The sequence below is a fragment of the Pseudomonas sp. ZY71 genome, assembly GCF_036542145.1.
Lineage (GTDB): Bacteria > Pseudomonadota > Gammaproteobacteria > Pseudomonadales > Pseudomonadaceae > Aquipseudomonas > Aquipseudomonas koreensis_A.
The window spans coordinates 6,636,578-6,654,929 of sequence record NZ_CP144274.1 but is presented as its reverse complement, the minus strand read 5'-3'; the positions used below and the strand labels follow the sequence as shown (position 1 = coordinate 6,654,929).

14 protein-coding genes are annotated in these 18,352 nt (G+C 60.9%); 12 read left to right on the top strand and 2 right to left on the bottom strand.

What is annotated here, in order from left to right; translation table 11 throughout:
• Window positions 1–79 precede the first annotated feature (79 nt).
• From VY732_RS29690 to VY732_RS29660, 7 genes are all read left to right on the top strand, one after another.
• Window positions 80–1,678 (top strand): glycosyltransferase, encoded by a 1,599-nt coding sequence (locus VY732_RS29690; protein ID WP_331693179.1) that lies wholly within the window; start codon window positions 80–82, stop codon window positions 1,676–1,678.
• Complete coding sequence (locus VY732_RS29685) at window positions 1,672–2,976, top strand: glycosyltransferase (protein WP_331693178.1); 1,305 nt, start codon at window positions 1,672–1,674, stop codon at window positions 2,974–2,976. Before VY732_RS29690 ends, VY732_RS29685 begins: the two co-directional genes overlap by 7 nt.
• On the top strand, window positions 2,973–3,848 hold the full coding sequence (locus VY732_RS29680) for a class I SAM-dependent methyltransferase (RefSeq protein WP_331693177.1): 876 nt from the start codon (window positions 2,973–2,975) through the stop codon (window positions 3,846–3,848). The genes VY732_RS29685 and VY732_RS29680 overlap by 4 nt, the downstream gene beginning before the upstream one ends.
• Entirely contained in the window at window positions 3,845–4,999 is a 1,155-nt protein-coding gene (locus tag VY732_RS29675) for an acyltransferase family protein (RefSeq protein WP_123593460.1), read from the top strand. The genes VY732_RS29680 and VY732_RS29675 overlap by 4 nt, the downstream gene beginning before the upstream one ends.
• Window positions 4,993–5,820 carry a class I SAM-dependent methyltransferase gene (locus VY732_RS29670; RefSeq protein WP_137218467.1) on the top strand — a complete coding sequence of 276 codons (828 nt, stop codon included), beginning with the start codon at window positions 4,993–4,995 and terminating at the stop codon, window positions 5,818–5,820. Before VY732_RS29675 ends, VY732_RS29670 begins: the two co-directional genes overlap by 7 nt.
• A 147-nt stretch (window positions 5,821–5,967) precedes the next feature.
• Window positions 5,968–7,152 (top strand): DUF3142 domain-containing protein, encoded by a 1,185-nt coding sequence (locus VY732_RS29665; protein ID WP_331693176.1) that lies wholly within the window; start codon window positions 5,968–5,970, stop codon window positions 7,150–7,152.
• Entirely contained in the window at window positions 7,139–9,277 is a 2,139-nt protein-coding gene (locus VY732_RS29660) for a hypothetical protein (protein WP_331693175.1), read from the top strand. The genes VY732_RS29665 and VY732_RS29660 overlap by 14 nt, the downstream gene beginning before the upstream one ends.
• Here the strand turns inward: VY732_RS29660 and VY732_RS29655 are convergent.
• Window positions 9,274–9,903, bottom strand: coding sequence for a LysE family translocator (locus VY732_RS29655; protein WP_331693174.1), 630 nt, complete (start codon window positions 9,901–9,903; stop codon window positions 9,274–9,276). The two genes, VY732_RS29660 and VY732_RS29655, sit on opposite strands and share 4 nt — an antisense overlap.
• Window positions 9,904–10,047: 144 nt before the next feature.
• Between VY732_RS29655 and VY732_RS29650 the strand changes: the two genes are divergently transcribed.
• Window positions 10,048–10,521 carry an Lrp/AsnC family transcriptional regulator gene (locus VY732_RS29650; RefSeq protein ID WP_077575134.1) on the top strand — a complete coding sequence of 158 codons (474 nt, stop codon included), beginning with the start codon at window positions 10,048–10,050 and terminating at the stop codon, window positions 10,519–10,521.
• Between the two features lie 129 nt (window positions 10,522–10,650).
• Here VY732_RS29650 and lpdA read toward each other — a convergent pair whose 3' ends face one another.
• Entirely contained in the window at window positions 10,651–12,051 is a 1,401-nt protein-coding gene (lpdA, locus tag VY732_RS29645; protein ID WP_331693173.1) for a dihydrolipoyl dehydrogenase, read from the bottom strand.
• A 212-nt stretch (window positions 12,052–12,263) separates the two neighbouring features.
• Between lpdA and hflK (VY732_RS29640) the strand changes: the two genes are divergently transcribed.
• From hflK (VY732_RS29640) to VY732_RS29625, 4 genes are read left to right on the top strand one after another with little or no spacing between them, the layout of a single operon-like run.
• Window positions 12,264–14,228 carry a protease modulator HflK gene (gene hflK / locus VY732_RS29640; protein WP_331693172.1) on the top strand — a complete coding sequence of 655 codons (1,965 nt, stop codon included), beginning with the start codon at window positions 12,264–12,266 and terminating at the stop codon, window positions 14,226–14,228.
• Window positions 14,225–15,265, top strand: a complete 1,041-nt coding sequence (gene hflC / locus VY732_RS29635; protein WP_212620732.1) for a protease modulator HflC — start codon at window positions 14,225–14,227, stop codon at window positions 15,263–15,265. Before hflK (VY732_RS29640) ends, hflC begins: the two co-directional genes overlap by 4 nt.
• Window positions 15,262–16,311: a protease modulator HflK gene (gene hflK / locus VY732_RS29630; RefSeq protein WP_331693171.1), complete on the top strand. Its 1,050-nt coding sequence runs from the start codon at window positions 15,262–15,264 to the stop codon at window positions 16,309–16,311. Before hflC ends, hflK (VY732_RS29630) begins: the two co-directional genes overlap by 4 nt.
• Window positions 16,308–18,215, top strand: a complete 1,908-nt coding sequence (locus VY732_RS29625) for a cation-translocating P-type ATPase (protein WP_212620734.1) — start codon at window positions 16,308–16,310, stop codon at window positions 18,213–18,215. Before hflK (VY732_RS29630) ends, VY732_RS29625 begins: the two co-directional genes overlap by 4 nt.
• The last annotated feature ends 137 nt before the right edge of the window (window positions 18,216–18,352 follow it).

Sequence of the window (18,352 nt, the reverse complement as noted above, 5' to 3'; positions counted from 1 at the left end):
CTGCGTTATTGCGGCTCGATCCAACGCCGGGTCGTCATAGCATGAGGTTGCCGGGACGGCTGCTTCATCGTGGGATGCCATGAATTTCATTCTTTACTCGGACGTCAACGACCGCTCCATCAGCCGAAGTCTCGGGCGTCCCGAATACAGCTACTACTTCGTGCTCAAGGCTTATCGCCCAGTGCTGGAAAGCCTTGGCCGCGTGCATGTGGTCGCTTCGACTGACGACGTTGATCCGTTGTATCTGCAATTGCGCCAGGCCGGTCAGGAATGCCTGTTCCTTTCGTTTGCTCCGCCGCATAAAACCCCGATCGGCTTGCAGTGCCCGATGGTGTGCGTGATTGCCTGGGAATATGACTCGATCCCCAGCGAATACGCTGACGACGATGTGCGCCAGGACTGGCGCCAGACACTGGCCCGCCATGGCCGGGTGATTACGTTGTCCACCCACACCGCGCAGGCCATCCGTCGCAGTCTGGGTGAAGATTTCCCCGTGCTGGTATTGCCCACGCCACTGTGGGAACGCTTCGCTCAGGTGCGGCGAGACTGTCCGAGTGTCCCGGTAAACCCCGGCACCACGTTGCAGATCAAGGGCTGCATCATCGACAGCCATGCGCTGGGACTGTCGGCCGATGGCTTGATCGCACCGATACTCAGCGAGCAGCAACTGCAAACACTGCAAGTGATCGAGCCCGTGCCGGAGCCGATTGCGGAACCTTTTCCGGCACTGACCCTGCGACGGCGCGCTTTCATCACCAAGCATTATTTGGTCGAGGGCTACAGAGCCGTCGCGACGGCCTCCGAGCATCGACCGCTGTTTCTGCTCAAGCACAACCTGTTGCAGTGGTATCGCGAAGCCGTCAGTGATTTGCTGCCGGGCTCGGGCCGCGAAAAACGCCCCGAGTTGCCTGACCCCGTTGCCGAGCCCATACCGTCGGCTGAACACCCACAAGCCTTGCTTCCCGATACCACTCAGCACGTACAGATCGACGTCAGCGGCGTGGTATACGTCAGCGTGTTCAACCCCGAGGACGGGCGCAAGAACTGGCATCACCTGATCACTGCCTTCTGCTGGGCCATGCGGGATGTCGACGACGCGACGCTGGTGCTGAAAATCACCCAAAACGATCTGTCGAGCTATTACGTTCATCTCATTACGTTGCTCTCGCAGCTTTCGCCATTCGCCTGTCGCGTGGTGGTCATGCATGGCTATCTGGAAGAAGAGGAATTCGCCCGGCTGTATGGCGCTGCGAGTTTCTACGTCAATGCGTCGCGCTGCGAAGGGTTGTGCCTGCCGTTGATGGAGTTCATGTCGTGTGCCCGCCCGGTGATTGCGCCGAACCACACCGCGATGGGCGACTACATCGACGAACGCGTTGCTTTCATCGTCAAGTCCAGCCGCGAGCCGACCATCTGGCCGGAGGACGTGCGCATCCTCTATCGCACGCTGCGCCATCGTCCCGACTGGGGATCGTTGAAAACCGCCTACGAGGACAGCTACGCCATGGCCAAAAACCATCCACAGGCTTACCTGGCGATGGCCGCTGCCGCTGCTGAGCGGATGCGTGAATACTGCGGTTTTACGCCTGTGCAGCAGCGTGCGGAGGCGTTTTTCGGTCTGAGGGCCAATAGTGAAATGACTTCGGTGGCGGTCGAGACCGGAGCAGCCTCATGCTGATCATCATTCATTCGGAAACCAACAAGAGCAATATCCAGCAGAACCTCGGCCGGCCGGAGTACAGCTACTACTTCGTGCTCAAGGAGTTTCGCCCCGTTCTCGAACGAATCGGTCAGGTGATTGAAGTCAGTAACCCTGACGAGCTGGTGGATCGTTTGTATTTCGATTGCTTGAGCCGGGGCGAGGACTGCGTCTTTCTGTCGTTCTCGCCGCCGCATCGAACGCCCATTCATTACGCATGCCCGACCATCCCGGTGTTCGCCTGGGAATTCAGCACCATTCCGACTGAAAGCTGGCAGGGCGAATCCCGCCACGATTGGCGTGTGGTGCTGCAGGCGTGTGGCCGTTCGATTACGCATTCAACGTTCACGGTGAACGCGGTGCGCGACGTGATGGGGGCGGACTATCCGATCTGCGCGATTCCGGCTCCGGTGTGGGATCGCTTTGCCGCTCGCGGTGAGCAATTGACCAAGCGTCCGGTGGTTGACCTTGTGACGCTGAACGTGCGCGGATTGCTGATCGACAGTCGTCGCACGGACTTGCGGCCGTATGGCCCACCGCGATTGCGCGAAGGAACGCCGATGTCCTTTGCAGGACCGCCAGAGGATTGCCAATTGCAGCTGGAAGGCGTGGTCTACACCTCGGTGTTCAACCCATACGACGGCCGCAAGAATTGGCAGGATATGGTCAGCGCGTTCTGCACCACGTTTCGCGACATCAGCGACGTGACCCTGGTGCTCAAGCTGACCCACCATGACATCGCCGATGCGCTGAGCGACATGCTGCATCACTTGTACAAGAACCAGTCGTATCAGTGCCGGATCGTGCTGATCCATGGTTATCTGGCGGATGCCGATTACGAAGCCCTGGTGCAGGCCACCAGTTACGTGGTCAATAGTTCTTACGGTGAAGGACAGTGCCTGCCGTTGATGGAGTTCATGTCTTGCGGCAAACCGGCGATTGCGCCGTTGAACACCGCGATGGCCGATTATGTGAGTAGCGATAATGCATTTATCGTCGACTTCACCGAAGAGCTCACCGCCTGGCCTCATGACCCGCGTGCGGCCTATCGCACGATGCGTTACATCACCGATTGGGATTCGCTGTGTCTGGCGTATCGCGCCAGCTATGACGTGGCAAAAACCGATGAGCCGCGTTACGCCGCGATGTCCGCCGAGGCGATTCGCAGTCTGCAGCGATTCTGTGGTCAGGCCAGTACCGAGCAGAGATTGCGCGATTTTTTTGTGCAGCCACTGCAAGCCCGCGGATCGTTGCCTGCGCAAGTCACGCTCTCGTGATCCGGCGTCTGCTCGCGCGATGGCGTCCGACGCGTGCCGCGCAACCGCTGTCGGCACCGTTGGCCAAGGTGTCGCCTCGCGACGTCGGTTTACATGACGCCGTGCTCGACGGTTGGTTCTTGAATGACAGCGGCGAGTTGCTCAAGGGCTTTGCGATCAGCGCCGACGATACGTTGCTGGATGTCGGTTGCGGCGAAGGCGTGGCGACCCTGTTTGCCGTGCGTCAGGGCGCTTCGGTGATTTTTACCGACAGCGAACACGCCAAGGTGCGCGAGCTCGCACGGCAGGTCGAAGCGCAAAGCGGCAAAGCCAGTCTGGGGCTGGTCAGCAATAGCCTGCCGCTGCCACTGGCTGACGGCTGCGCCAGTAAAGTGGTGTGCATGGAGGTGCTGGAGCACATTGACCAGCCGCAACCGTTCATGGCCGAACTGGTGCGGATGGGGCGCCCGGGTGCGCAATATCTGTTCAGCGTGCCGGCACCGGCGGGCGAACACCTGCAAAAAGGCATCGCTCCGGACAGTTACTATCAGTCGCCCAACCATGTGCAGATTTTCACTCCGGAGCGCTTCGCTGCGCTGGTAGAAGAGGCCGGTCTGGTGATCGAACATCGTCAGGCCAGCGGGTTTTTCTGGGTGATGGGCATGATCTTTTTCTGGGCCGGCGAACGGGCTGCCGGACGTGACCCGGGCGGTGCGGTGCGTGACCGGATTCAGGAGCCCTTCATGCCATTGATGGAGGGCTGGGCCAAGACCTGGCAAGACCTGCTCGCTCAACCGGGCGGACTGGCGATCAAGCAGACGCTTGACCGCTTCATGCCCAAGAGCCAGGTGATCATCGCCCGCAAGCCAGCGGTTGTGGGGGAGGCACCATGAGCGGCAAACGGATCATGGACATTGAAGTGCTGCGCGCAGTTGCCGTACTGGGCGTGCTGTTCCATCACTTGCAGGGGAGCCTGTTCACCGATGTCGTGCCGTCGCTGGAAAAGATCCATGCCTGGGCGCAGCCGTGGTGGGGGGTCGATCTGTTTTTCGCCATCTCCGGGTTTGTCATTGCCCGAAGCCTGATCCCGGCGCTGCAAGGCTGTACAACCCGCCAGGAATACTGGCAGCAGACACGCAATTTCTGGCTGCGCCGGGTTTTCCGGTTATTGCCGTCGGCCTGGCTATGGCTGGCGCTGATGTTGCTGGCGTGCGTGTTTCTCAATCGTTCGGGGGCGTTCGGTACGTTGTCCGCCAACCTGCAAGCGACGCTGGCCGGGGTGTTGCAGTACGCCAACTTGCGTTTTGCCGACAGCTTCTTCCGGTACGAGTACGGCAGCAGTTTCGTCTACTGGAGCCTGGCACTGGAGGAGCAGTTCTATCTGTTGTTCCCGCTGCTGATTCTGCTCTGTCGCAAACATCTGGTGTGGGCATTGCTGGCGCTGGTCGCGGTGCAGATTTTCAGCCTGCGCACGCCGTTGCTGATGGTGGTGCGGACTGATGCGCTGGCCCTCGGTGTATTGCTGGCGATGTGGAGTGCGCAGCCGAGTTATCAGCGTTGGCGGCCGAATTTTCTCGATCGGCCATGGGTCGGGATGTCGGCATTGATTCTGCTCGGTGCACTGTTGAGTTTCATGGCCACCGATCGCTTCACGTTCGCCTGGTACCGCATCGGTTCAATCGCCGTACTGAGCGCAGTACTGGTGTGGATCGCATCCTATGACCGCAATTACCTGATGCCCGCTGGCGCGATGCAACGGCTGCTGGGATGGATCGGTAGCCGGTCCTATGGCATCTACCTGATTCACATCCCCGCCTATCAACTGGTGCGTGAGCTGATCTTTCGCTTGCAGGGCGCTGGTTTGTCCAGCCCTGCCGGCCATCCCGTCCTGACGCTGATGATCGCTTTCGGCCTGATCGTATTGCTCAGCGAACTCAATTACCGCTTGGTCGAAATGCCCATGCGCAACCGTGGTGCCGCGCTCGTGCGACGCCTCGGTGCGCGCCGATCCACCGTCCCTTCCTCTGGAGCCACCTCATGCTGAGCCTACTGAAGAAACTCACGGCGGCGACGCCAGCACCGGCGCCCACGCAGCCAGTGGAACCGGTCGCCAGCAAGGTCGATCCGTACATGCTCGGCTTGTACGATGCCAAGCTCAGTGGCTGGTTCAACCAGGAAACCAACGAGCTGTTCAAAGGCTTTGTGGTGTCTGCCGATGACACCCTGCTTGATGTTGGCTGCGGTGATGGCGGCAACGTGCATTTTTGCGGCATGCGCGGGGCGAAGATCATCATCGCCGACATCGACGGCGCCAAAGTCGAAGCGACTCGTCAGCGCCTGAGCGATACGCCGGCACGGGACATCGAATGCCACGTCACCGATTGCAATCCGTTGCCGATCGCCGATGGCACTGCAACGCGCGTGGTCTCCACCGAAGTCATCGAGCATGTCGATGATCCGGCGCAGTTCCTCGCCGAACTGGTGCGTGTCGGCAAACCGGGTGCCTTGTACTTGCTGAGCGTGCCGCACCCAAGCTCCGAAGACCTGCAGAAAGACATCGCTGCGGCCGAGTATTTCCAGAAGCCCAATCACATTCGCATCATCAGCGAAGAGCAGTTCAAGGCGCTGGTCAGTGAGGCCGGGCTGGAGATCGTCAGCCACAGCCAGTACGGTTTTTACTGGTCGATGTGGATGCTGCTGTTCTGGGAAGCCAAGGTCGATTTCAGCAACCCGGATCATCCGCTGCTCAATCACTGGGCCGACACCTGGCAAGCGGTGCTGGACTCGCCGCGTGGCGCGCAGATCAAACAGGCGCTCGATGCGGTGGTTGCGAAGAGCCAGGTGATCATCGCCCGCAAACCCTGAACCTTTCCCCTGTGGGAGCGAGCCTGCTCGCGAAGAGGCCGTGTCAGTCGCCATCGTGGTTGAATGACAAATGCCATCGCGAGCAGGCACGCTCCCACAGGGTTTTGTGTACCCTTGCAGCCTTGTGGTGTCAGGGGGTTGGAAGGTATGCGATTTATTGTGGGTCTGTTCTTGGGCATCTTGCTTGTGGGTTGCAAGCAGCAAGACGCGCCACCCCTCGACCAACAACTCTACATCTGGCAACGTCAATGGACGCCGGCCCACGAGGCGGCGCTGCGTGACAGTCGCCAGGATTTCTCAACGCTACGCGTCCTCGCACTGCAAGCCTTTCCAAATGCCGGATGGAGCCGCGCGCGAATCGATGCGCCGTTATTGAAAGCTGACGGCCGACCGTTGATTGCCGTGATTCGACTCGACGGCCAGCTCAAGTCGCTGGATCAGGAGCAGGTCACCGCGCAGATTCTGCAGGTGCTCGCCGATTGGCAGGCGCAAGGTCTGACGCTGAGCGGCGTCGAGATCGATCACGACGCCGGTAACGCGCGCTTGCCGGCCTACGCTGAATTCCTCAAACATCTGCGCGTGGCATTGCCGACGGACATCCCGCTAAGCATCACCGCGCTGCCAGCCTGGCTCGATAGTTCGCAATTGCCCGTACTCCTGCAAACCGTCGACAGCAGCGTGCTGCAAGTCCACGCCGTCAGTGACCCGCGTCGAGGGCTCTTCGATTCCGATCAGGCGTCGAAGTGGGCCAAGGCCTGGGCGCGAATCACCGATAAACCGTTTTATCTCGCGCTGCCGGCTTACGGCGTCGCGCTGTTGCCGGATGGCGGCGGGGCGCCGGTGGTGGAAAGCGAGGTGCAACTTGAGCGCGGTGGCGAGCGCCAGGAACTGCTCGCCGATCCGCTGCAATTGAGCCAGCTCGGTCAGGCATTGCGCGCAGACCCGCCCGCGCATTTGGCCGGTCTGATCTGGTTTCGCCTGCCGCTGGCCAATGACCGCCGCGCCTGGAGTCTGACCACCCTGCGTGCTGTGGCCCGGGGGGATCAACTCAGCAGTAGGCTCGGCGTGACGTTGAGCGAACACGACGGTCTTTACGACATCAAACTCGACAACCCCGGCAATCTCGACAGTGCCTGGCCCGCGCGGATCACGCTGAAGGCGCAAAGCTGTGAAGGCGCCGATGCGCTCGCCGGTTACTCGTTGCAACAAAGCCCGGATCTGCTTACCTTCACCCGCCTGCGCGACGGCCGATTGCCGGCGGGCGGACAACGCGCCATCGGTTGGGCGCGTTGCGCAAATATTGATCAAGGAGGTTCGCATGTTGACCCGTAACTGGCCCCGCCATCTGCTCTGCCTGAGCCTCTGCCTGCCGCTGGGTTCGGCGTTCGCCTGCGGGCCGGATTTCCCCATGCGCCTGCTCGACAATCGCGGGCAGACCCTCGCGGATCTGCCTGAGGGCAACTTCAACTTCGAACTCAGCCGCCTCGGCAAAACCATCACCGGGCTGAAAAACGTCACGGCGGCGACGCACAATCCCAACGATATGTACGGTGAAGAAAACGCGGCCGCCGAGGCCCGGGAGAAGGCCGAACAGGCCGGACTGAGCGCCGAGCAGCAAGCGTTGGTCAAACAACTGCGCGGTCTGACCGATGCCCAACAGGTCGAGGCGCAGGGCGCCAGTCTGCCGGCGGAAATCCGTTTGTACGTCGCCGGTGCGGTGGCGTTTGCCACGGGCGATCATCAACTCGCTGTCGAGTATTTCAACAAGCTGCTGGCCCTGCCGGCAGATCAGCGTCCGTTGCGCAGCACGTGGGCGGCGTATTCGATGGGGCGTATCTGGTTCGCGATGAGCAGCGAAGGTGGGGATGCGGTCGAGGCGCTGGAGCGATCGCGTGACGCGTTCCGCCAGGCCCGGCAACTGAGCATCGACGGTTTCAGCGATCCGCTGGAGTTGGGTGTTGCCAGCCTCGGTGAAGAGGCGCGGGTGTTGCGTACGGCGGGCGACTGGAGCGGCGCCATCGAATTGTACGAAGCACAGAACCTGCACGGCTCGGCCGTGGGTTACACCTCGCTCAAGCAATTGATGAATGAACTGGCGGAGTTGCCCGCGGCCCAATTGGCCGAGTTGCTGCAGCACAAAGCCGTGCAGCAACTGGTCACGGCATCGCTGGTCAGCCGCCAGGGCTGGTCGTTTGGCGATGAGCCGCCGAACGAGAAAAAACTGGTCAAGCTGCTGCAAAACAGCACCCGTGGCAGCCTCGACAATGCTGATCGTCTGGCGGCGATGAGTTATCAACAAGGTGATTACGCCAGCGCCAAAGCTTTCCTTGGAAACGCCGGTGACGGCGGACTGGCATGGTGGCTACGGGCGAAACTGGCGGTGCGTGACGGCGATAGAAATGCCGCGGCCGCCGCCTATTCGAAAGCCGCGCAGGCCTTCCCGCAGAGCGAAGACTGGGGTTACCGGCGCACACCGGACTGGGCGTATGAAGCCGTTCAGCCGAAGTGCCGGGTCGAGGGCGAAAGTGCGATTCTTGCCTTGCAGCGCGGCGAGTATCTGCAAGCGTTCGTGCAGTTGTATCGCAGCAACAGTGTCTATTGGTTCGATGCCGCGACGGTGGCCGAACGCGTGCTGACGCTCGAAGAACTGAAAAAATACGTCGACGATAACGTCCCGGCTCCGCCCGCGCTGACACAGCAGGAGCGCGACAACTACGTGCCGCTGCCGGTTGCCGCCAACCTGCGCAATCTGCTCGGTCGGCGCATGCTGCGCGAAGGGCATTACGCCGAAGCGGTGGCGTATTTCGATAATCCCGACCTGCAAAACAAAGCCCGACTCTACGGCGAACAACGGCTCAAGGCCGAGGCCGCGTGGTGGCCGAGCAAACGTGCGAGTGCGCTGTACAACGCCGCGTGGACAGCTCGCGAGTGGGGCATGGATATTCTCGGTTACGAGATGGCGCCGGACTACGCCACGTTCGGTGGCAACTACAGTCTGGAAAGCACGGAGCTGAAAGTCGGCCCGCTGGTAAGTGAAGCCGAAGTGCAGCGTCAGGTCGCCAGCGAAGCGAAGCCGGATCAGCGCTATCACTACCGTTTCGTCGCCACCGAGCTGGCCGGGCGCGCCGCTGACAACTTGCCGCACACCAGTCAGGCATTTGCCGCTGTGCTGTGCAACGCCGCTGGCTGGAACAGCAGCCTGGAAGATCAGAGTGCGCTGTATCAGCGTTACATCAAGGAAGGCCCGTTCGTACCGTGGGCGGTGGATTTCGGCAATCAGTGCCCGTACCCGGATTTCGAAAACGCCGACAAGCGTTACGTCACCCAGGTCACCGATGCTGTGCGCTCGTCGCTGCGGCCGTACAAGTGGCCGGTGCAGATCGGTGCCGTTGTGCTGGTCGCGGCCGCTGCCTTGCTCTTGATCAGCCGTCGCCAGCGCAAGGTCCGCAAAGGCTAAGCCTGCTGGACGAACGTCAGGCGCACGGCGAAACCGATCAACAGGCTGCCGAACAGCCATTGTTGTACGCGTTGGGCCGTTGGACTGTGTTGCAGCCAACGACCCAGCGCGGCGCCGGTGAGGGCGTAAGCGCTATCGAACAGCAGGCCGACGCCGACCAGCAGCGTGCCAAGCACGGCAAACTGACTTAGCACCGGCGCACCATCATTGACGATGAATTGCGGCAGCAGCACCGAGCAGAACAGCAACGCCTTGGGATTGAGCAGATTGGTCAGCAGGCCACGACGGATCGCTTCGCGCCATTGGCCTTGGGAGCTAATAATTTCGTCAGCATTCAGGTTCGGCAGCAGGCTGCTGCGCAGGCATTGAATGCCGATCCACAACAGATACGCCGCCCCTGCCAATCGCACCACTTCGAATGTCCACGGCGCCGCTTTGAACAGCGCGGCCAGCCCCAAAGCCGCCAGGGCCACGTGACAACCACGGGCAACGCCCAGACCGATGGCCGTGGCCAGCGCTGCGCCGCGCCCTTGCCGGGCACCGGTTTGCAAAAGCAGGATCATGTCCGGGCCGGGCAGCAGATAGACCACGGCCAACGCCAGGAAAAACAGCCAGAGACTCGCCACGCTACACCCCTTTCGTTGTCGATTCGGTGAGCCAAGTCTAGGGCCGAAAGGTGAGGCAGGTGCTTGCGTAGTCCGCTTCAAAAGCCTGCTGTTTTGGCATAACCTGCTGGCTTTCGACATAACGACTATCAGGATCTGCCAAACATGAAACTCGACGCCTTCGATCGCAAGATTCTCGCGGCCCTGCAACGTAACGGGCGCCTGAGCAATGTCGAGCTGGCGGATGAAATCGGCCTATCGGCCTCGCCGTGCCTGCGCCGGGTGCGGATGCTGGAAGAGGCTGGGGTGATTCGCGGCTATCAGGCCAATCTCGATCGCGATGAGGTCGGGCTGGGACTGACGGTGTTTGTCGGGGTCAAGGTCGAGCGCCACAACGATGAACAGGCCGCGGCGTTTTACACCGCAGTGACGGCGTTGCCGGAAGTAATCTCCGCGTTTCTGGTGTCGGGGGAATCGGACTTTTTGCTGCAAGTGGTGGTGCCGGATTTGCGTGCGTATGACCGTTTTCTCAGCGGCTGCCTGTTGAAACTGCCGGGGGTGAGCGATATTCGCAGCAACTTTGCGATTCACACGGTGAAGACGCCGGGGGCGTTGCCGTTGGGGCATCTTCCTGCCTGAGACCGAGGTGTCCCCAATCGCGAGCAGGCTCACTCCTAATTGATCGCGGTGTTTCTGAAGAACTCGGTCAACTGTAGGAGTGAGCCTGCTCGCGATAGCGGACGTCCAGTCACCTGATGTATTTGCTGCCTACATCTGCGTCGCCATCCCCTCGACATTCATCGCCGCCTGGCGCAACGCCTCTGATCTTGTTGGATGCGGATGGCAAGTCAAAGCAATGTCCTCAGCCGAAGCACTAAACTCCATCGCCACACAAAACTCGCCAATCATTTCACTTACGCTTGGGCCGACCAGATGTACGCCGAGGACTTCATCGGTGCGCTCATCGGCGAGGACTTTGGCAAAGCCCTCGGTCTCATGGTTGATCTTCGCTCGGCTGTTGGCGGTGAAGGGGAATTTGCCGACCTTGTAGGCACGGCCCTCGGCCTTGAGCTGCTCTTCGGTCTTGCCGACGCTGGCCAGTTCCGGTCTGGTGTAGATCACGTTGGGGATCAGGTCGTAATTGACCTCGCCAGCCTTGCCGTGGATCTGCTCGACGCAGGCCATCGCTTCATCTTCAGCCTTGTGCGCGAGCATCGGCCCGGAGGTCACGTCGCCAATCACCCAGACGCCGGTGGCTTCGGTGCGGTGTTGTTTGTTGGCGAGTATGCCGCGTTTGTCGGTACTCAGGCCGACGTTCTCCAGACCGAGGTCTTTTGTGTAAGGGCGGCGACCGATAGCGACCAATACGTAATCGGCTTCAAGCAACTCGGCAGTGCCGCCGGCGGCAGGCTCGACGCTGAGTTGCACACCAATGGCGGAAGACGTGGCGCTGGTGACTTTCGAACTCAGCTTGAAGGCGATGCCTTGTTTGCTCAGCGAGCGTTGCAGGGTCTTTCCGGCCTCGCCATCGACGCCCGGACAGATGCGATCAAGGTATTCGACCACGGTGACCTGCGCGCCCAGACGCCGCCATACCGAGCCCAGTTCCAGGCCAATCACTCCGGCACCGATCACCACCAGATGCTTGGGCACTTCGCTCAGCGACAGCGCGCCCGTTGAATCAAGAATGCGCTGGTTGTCGATCTCGACGCCGGGCAGGGGAGTGGGCTCGGAACCGGTGGCGATAATGATGTCCTTGGCGGTCAGTTCGATTTTGCTGCCCTGATCGTTGGTCACTGTGACCTTGCCGGGGCCATCGATGTGGCCCCAGCCCTTGATCCACTCGACCTTGTTTTTGCGAAAGAGAAATTCGATGCCTTTGGTCAGGCCGGCCACGCTCTCGTCTTTCTGTTTCATCATCTGCGCGAGATTCAACGTCGGTTTGACCTCGATACCGAGGTTGGCGAATTCCGCACCCATCGCCGCGTCGTACAGCTCCGAGGCATGCAACAGCGCTTTTGAAGGCATGCAACCGACGTTCAGGCAGGTGCCGCCGAGCGTTGCCCGGCCCTCCACGCAAGCGGCCTTGAGACCCAGCTGGCCGGCGCGGATTGCCGCGTTATAGCCACCGGGGCCGCCGCCCAGAATCACTACGTCATAGTTGCTCATGCGCTTGCTCCTGTTTGATGGACGCGGATCGCTAAAAGTAGTACTGGATAAAAATTACGAACGTAATATGTGCGTTTCCAGGCATTTCGGTCAAGGCTTCAGGCAAGCGACAGGTTGGGCGTCTTTGAATAAGCGTAATTGTGTACGAATATTTCACCTACTTCGTTATATCGTAACGATATACAGGTGTGAGCCAATGAATTTGGGGTGATATGCAAGTCGATCTGGACGTGGAAGGCCCGCAAGTGACCGGACTGCCGCGCTTTCAGCAGGCCGCGGTGCAAAGCCGACGCTTGCGACGCTGGGCGATCAGCCTCGGCGGATTGGCCGGGGCAGGGTGGGTGCTGGCATTTTTTGTCGGGCTGTTTGCCCCGCAGTCTTTGTGGCTGCCGCTGCTGGTCAGCCAGAGTGCGGCGCTGCTGGTGCTGGTCGCAGGACTGCAATCGGCGTGGTGGGTGGCGCACTGGCGCGCGCAGGTGATCAATCCTGCTGTTGTGCCGGCGCCGCTTGCTGATGAGCAACAATCCGCGCCGCAGGGCTGGTACGAGCGGCTGTTGGAGCGCTTGAGCCAAGGCAGTCTGCATCTGCTCAACCAGATCGGTGCGGCGACGCTGTGGCTGGCGGGCTGGGCGCTGCTGGTGGTGCTGAGCATCGATTCAGTGTGGAACCTCGCGTTGCCGGCTGCTGCCGTGGGGTTATCTGCCACGGTGGGGGCGGCGTTGGCGCTGTCGCTGGCGTTCGGCTTGCTGGTACTGGAGCGGCAACTGGCCCAGGAACATCCAGCGCAATGGCCCGAAGCAGGTGCATTGGCACAATTGACCCGCGTGGCGATCATCAGTCTGGTGCTGGGCGCGTTGTGTTTGTTGTTTGCCGGCGAGAATGCCGTGTGGCCGGCGCGCGTTGCCGTGTTGATCGGCATCTTGCCGGGAATGGTCGCGATCGAGCTGCTAGTGCGCGCCGTTCTCTCAATATTCAGCCCTCGCCGTGAGCGGCTTGAACCGACGTTGTTGGCGCGCAGTTTTGTCGCCGACATGCTGCGTTGGCCTCCGCAGCCGTTACTTGCCTTGCAGCATGAATTGCACAACCGCTTTGGCATCGATCTGCGCCAGATCTGGGCATTCAGCTACATGCGCCGGGCGTTTCTGCCGGTGCTGGTATTGGTCGCTGCAGTGGGCTGGTTACTCACCGGCGTCCATGAAATCCCGTTACAGGGTCGTGGTATTTATGAACGTTTCGGCAAACCGCTGCAGGTGTTCGGCCCGGGATTGCACACGGGTCTACCGTGGCCGCTGGGGCGGGTATTGATCGTTGAAAATGGCGTGGTCCATGAGTTGGCCACCAGCGTCGGCGAGAACCCTGCACCGCTGCAGGCCGATCCAGCGGAAGGGACGGCGCCCATAACCGCCAACCGTTTGTGGGACGCCAGTCATGTCAATGACAAGTCGCAAGTCATCGCCAGCAGCCGTGGCGAGCAACAGAGCTTCCAGGTCGTCAACATGGACGTGCGCTTCGTCTATCGCATTGGCCTGACTGATCAGGCTGCGCTGGCCGCCACTTACAACAGTGCCGATGTGCCAACGCTGATCCGCAGCACGGCGAGCCGGATTCTGGTGCACGACTTTGCCTCACGTACGCTCGACGGTTTGCTCGGTCAAGACCGTGTAGGGCTGGGCGAGGAGATCGGTCGCGCGGTGCAAAGCGATCTGCAAAAACTCGACAGCGGTGTGGAAATTCTCGCCACGGTCGTTGAAGCCATTCACCCGCCGGCCGGTGCCGCCAATGCCTATCACAGCGTGCAAGCGGCGCAGATTGGTGCGCAGGCTTTGATCTCTCGTGAGCGTGGCGCGGCGGCTGAAGCGAGCAATCAGGCGCAGTTGCAGGCCAGCCTGGCTCGCGATCAGGCCAGTGCCAATGCGCGGGAAACCAGTGCTACGGCGCAGGCGGCGGACCTGAGATTCAGTGCCGAGCAAAAAGCCTTCGCCAGCGCTGGTCAGGCCTTCGTACTTGAGCAATACCTCGGCCAGCTCAGCCAGGGCCTGAGCAAAGCCAGATTGCTGATACTCGATCATCGTCTGGGTGGCAGCAGCAATGCCCCGACCATCGACCTGCGTACCTTCTCGCTGCCGGCTGACCCGACGCCCGCGCGCACCACCGCTCAACCAGGAGTCGCCCATTGAGTCAGTCGCACACACACGATCATCATGACCACAGCGGCCACGATCACGGTCACGGCGGGCATCACCATCATCATGGCCATCACCACCACGGTGCGCCGGAAGAGGCCGGGCCTTTTCCGTGGCGACGGATGGGCTGGGCAGCCTTGTTGGTCGCGTTTGCCATTGCGGCGGCGAGCCTGGTGCAAGTGCGCTCCGGCGAAGCCACGGTCATTACCCGTTTCGGTAATCCATCGCGGGTGCTGCTTGACCCCGGTTTGAGCTGGCGCTGGCCGGCACCGTTCGAGGCGGCGATTCCGGTGGATTTGCGTTTGCGCACCACCTCCAGCGGCTTGCAGGATGTCGGCACGCGCGACGGTTTGCGCATCATTGTGCAAGCCTACGTCGCGTGGCAGGTACAAGGTGATCCGGATAACGTGCAGCGCTTTATGCGGGCGGTGCAGAACCAACCGGATGAAGCGGCGCGGCAGATTCGCACCTTTGTCGGCTCGGCATTGGAAACCACCGCCAGCAGTTTCGATCTGGCGAGTCTGGTGAACACCGATGCCAGTCAGGTACGTATCGCCGATTTCGAGACGCAGCTGCGCGAGCAGATCGATCAGCAATTGCTCGCGACCTATGGCGTGCGGGTGGTGCAAGTCGGCATCGAGCGTTTGACCTTGCCGTCGGTGACGCTCACTGCCACCGTCGATCGCATGCGCGCTGAGCGTGAAACCATCGCCACTGAAAGAACGGCGATCGGTAAACGTGAAGCCGCACAAATCCGCTCTGCTGCCGAACGCGATGCACGGATTGTTCAAGCGGATGCGACGGTAAAAGCAGCAGAAATCGAAGCGCAGTCTCGCGTCGAAGCAGCGCAGATTTATGGCCGCGCGTACGCCAGTTCGCCACAGCTTTACAACTTGCTGCGCTCGCTCGACACCCTCGGCACCATGGTTACGCCGGACACCAAATTGATTCTGCGCACCGACGCCGCGCCATTCCGCGTGCTGGTCGATGGCCCGCCGACACTCGACAGCAAATCCGGATCGCAGCCATGAGTGAACAAGTTCCACGTGGAACACATTCGCTTAACAGTCCGTGGATTCAGGCTGGGCGTTTGGCGTTTTTCGCCTTGTATGCAGTGACGGTATTGGCCGCATTGGCTTGGGGATTTTCCAATGTGCGGCAAATTGACCCCCAGAGTCGTGCGGTGGTTTTGCATTTCGGCGCACTCGATCGCATCCAGAATGCCGGTCTGTTATTGGCCTGGCCACAGCCGTTCGAACAGGTGATTTTGCTGCCGGCAGCGGATCGGGTCATTGAACGTCGAGTGGAAAACCTGTTGCGCAGCGATGAAGCAGTGAAGGCTGATCGCGTCGCTTCTTTCGCCGTACCGTTAAGCGATGCGCTGGCGGGCTCTGGTTATTTATTGACCGGTGATGCCGGCGTAGTGCAACTCGATGTGCGGGTGTTTTACAAAGTCAGCGACCCTTACGACTTCGTGTTGCAGGCCGATCATGTGTTGCCAGCGCTGGATCGATTGGTCACCCGCAGCGCCGTGGCGCTGACTGCCGCGCGGGATCTGGACACGATTCTCGTCGCTCGCCCGGAGTTGATCGGCGCTGACAACCAAGCGGCCGAACGCCGCGAAAGACTTCGCGGTGATCTGGTGCAAGGTATCAACAAGCGGTTGGCCGAGTTGAAAGCGAGCGGGCAGGGCATCGGCATTGAAGTGGCGCGGGTCGATGTGCAATCGAGTCTGCCCGATCCGGCGGTCAGTGCTTTTAACGCAGTATTGACGGCCAGTCAGCAGGCCGACAAAGCCGTGGCCAATGCACGCACTGACGCCGAGAAACTCACCCAGAGCGCCAACGAACAAGCCGATCGCACGCTACAAGTCGCTCACGCGCAGGCCGGTGAGCGCTTGGCCAAGGCGTCTGCGGACACGGCCACGGTGTCGAGTCTGGCCAGCAGCACCGACCCGCAACTTCTCCTGCGCCTTTACCGCGAACGCATGCCGAAGATTCTCGGTCAGGCCGGTTCGGTGACCACGGTCGACCCGAAAGACGATTCCCGCCTGATCATTCAGGGAGCCAGTAAATGACTGCAACGACTGCCGCACCGAGCTTGTTGTCTTCGGCCGAACAACGCCGCGCTGCACGGCAACTCACCTTGGCCATGCTTGCGCTGGGCCTGTTGGGTCTGGGTCTGATCTGGCGTTGGCAGATGCCCGAGCAAACCGGTGTCAGTCAGTTGCTGCTTGGGTTTGCATCGTTATTGGTGGGCGTGCCCGTGATGCGTTCGGCGTGGTTCAGCCTGCGCTATCCGAGCCTGCACGGCATCACCGATCAATTGATCGCCCTGGCGATGCTCGGCGCCTGGGCGACCGGTGATCTGCTGACGGCGGCGTTGCTGCCGATCATCATGATCTTTGGTCATGTGTTGGAAGAGCGCAGTGTCATTGGTTCGCAGGAAGCGATCCACGCCCTCGGTCAACTGACCCGCAGCCATGCGCGCAAGGTTCAAGCAGATGGCTCGATCATCGAAGTGGACAACGCCACGTTGAAGGCAGGCGACACCGTTGAAGTGCGCGCCGGTGATCGGGTTCCCGCCGATGGTCGAGTGTTGTCCGGGCAGGCGAGTCTCGATACGGCTTCGATTACCGGTGAATCAGTACCGGTCGAGGCGGGTGTCGGCATGACGGTGTTTGGTGGTGCGATCAACCTCGACGGTCTGCTGCGTATCGAAGTGACGCGCACTGGCGATGAGTCGACGCTGGGCAAAGTCATCGCATTGATGCAGAACGCAGAGCGCTCGAAACCGCCAATCACTCGTTTGCTCGAACGTTACGCCGGCAGCTACATGGTGTTGGTGTTGCTGCTGGCGGCGGTGACCTGGTTTATCACCCATGATGCCCAAGCGATGCTCGCCGTGTTGGTCGCAGCCTGTCCCTGCGCGTTGGTGCTGTCGGCACCGGCCACGGCGATTGCCGGTGTCGCGGTAGCGGCACGCCACGGCATTCTGATCCGCAGTTCGGCGTTTCTTGAAGAACTGGCCGACCTCACTTCACTGGTCGTCGACAAGACCGGAACCCTGACATACGGCACCCTCCGCTTGCAGTCGATCATCAGCCCGCGCACAGAGTCTTCCACGGTCATCGCGCTCGCCGCCAGTCTCGGCGCGGCAAGCAGTCACCCGGTCAGTCGTGCGCTTGCGGGGTTGGTCGGTCAGGAAGAATGTTTACCGCTGAGCGATATTCATGAACGCCAAGGACTCGGCGTGGTGGCCATGACGGAGCAGGGCGAAGCGGCACTCGGTCGACCGGAATTGTTCGCGCAGTTGGCGATCGCCACCACCGCGGTCCCTGAGCATGATGGACCGATCGCCGGACTGGCTCTGAATGGTGAATTCCTCGCCTGGTTGTTGCTGGCCGACACGGTTAAGCCGGAAGCCCGCTTTGCCCTCGGCGAATTGCGTGAACTGGGCCTTGGTCGGCAACTGTTGCTGACCGGGGATCGCCAGAGCGTGGCCCAGTCCCTGGCGCGCGATGTCGGATTGCACGAAGTCCAGGCGCAAGCCTTGCCCGAAGACAAACTCAATCGCGTGCTCAAGGAAATCGACAACGGCTTCCGGCCAATGGTGGTGGGCGACGGCATCAACGATTCGCTCGCGCTCAAGGCGGGCGTGGTCGGTGTGGCGATGGGTGCGGGCGGAGCGGATATCGCGCTGGCCTCGGCGGACATCGTCTTGATTGGCAGCGATCTGCGTCGGCTCGGCACCTGCGTACGACTCAGTCGTCAGTGCCGCAGGACGTTGCAGGTCAACGTGATCATCGGGCTGGGCTGGACGCTGGCCATCGTCGTGTTCGCCGCCTTCGGTTGGCTTGGCGCTGCCGGGGCAATGATTGCCGCGCTGCTGCACAACCTCAGCACATTGCTGGTACTGGGTAACGCCGGTCGTTTGTTGCGTTTCCAAGAGCCTCTGCTAAAGATGAAAGAGCAGAATTGATCATTTTTTGAACTGCGCACCGGGTTGTTTGTCCTCAGATCAGGCGCGTTGAAAACGGATCAAGCAGCCTTCCAGGTTTATAGTCGGCGGCTATCAAATCGATAGCCTGCTATTTTTCAAGGATGGGCTACCCTCAG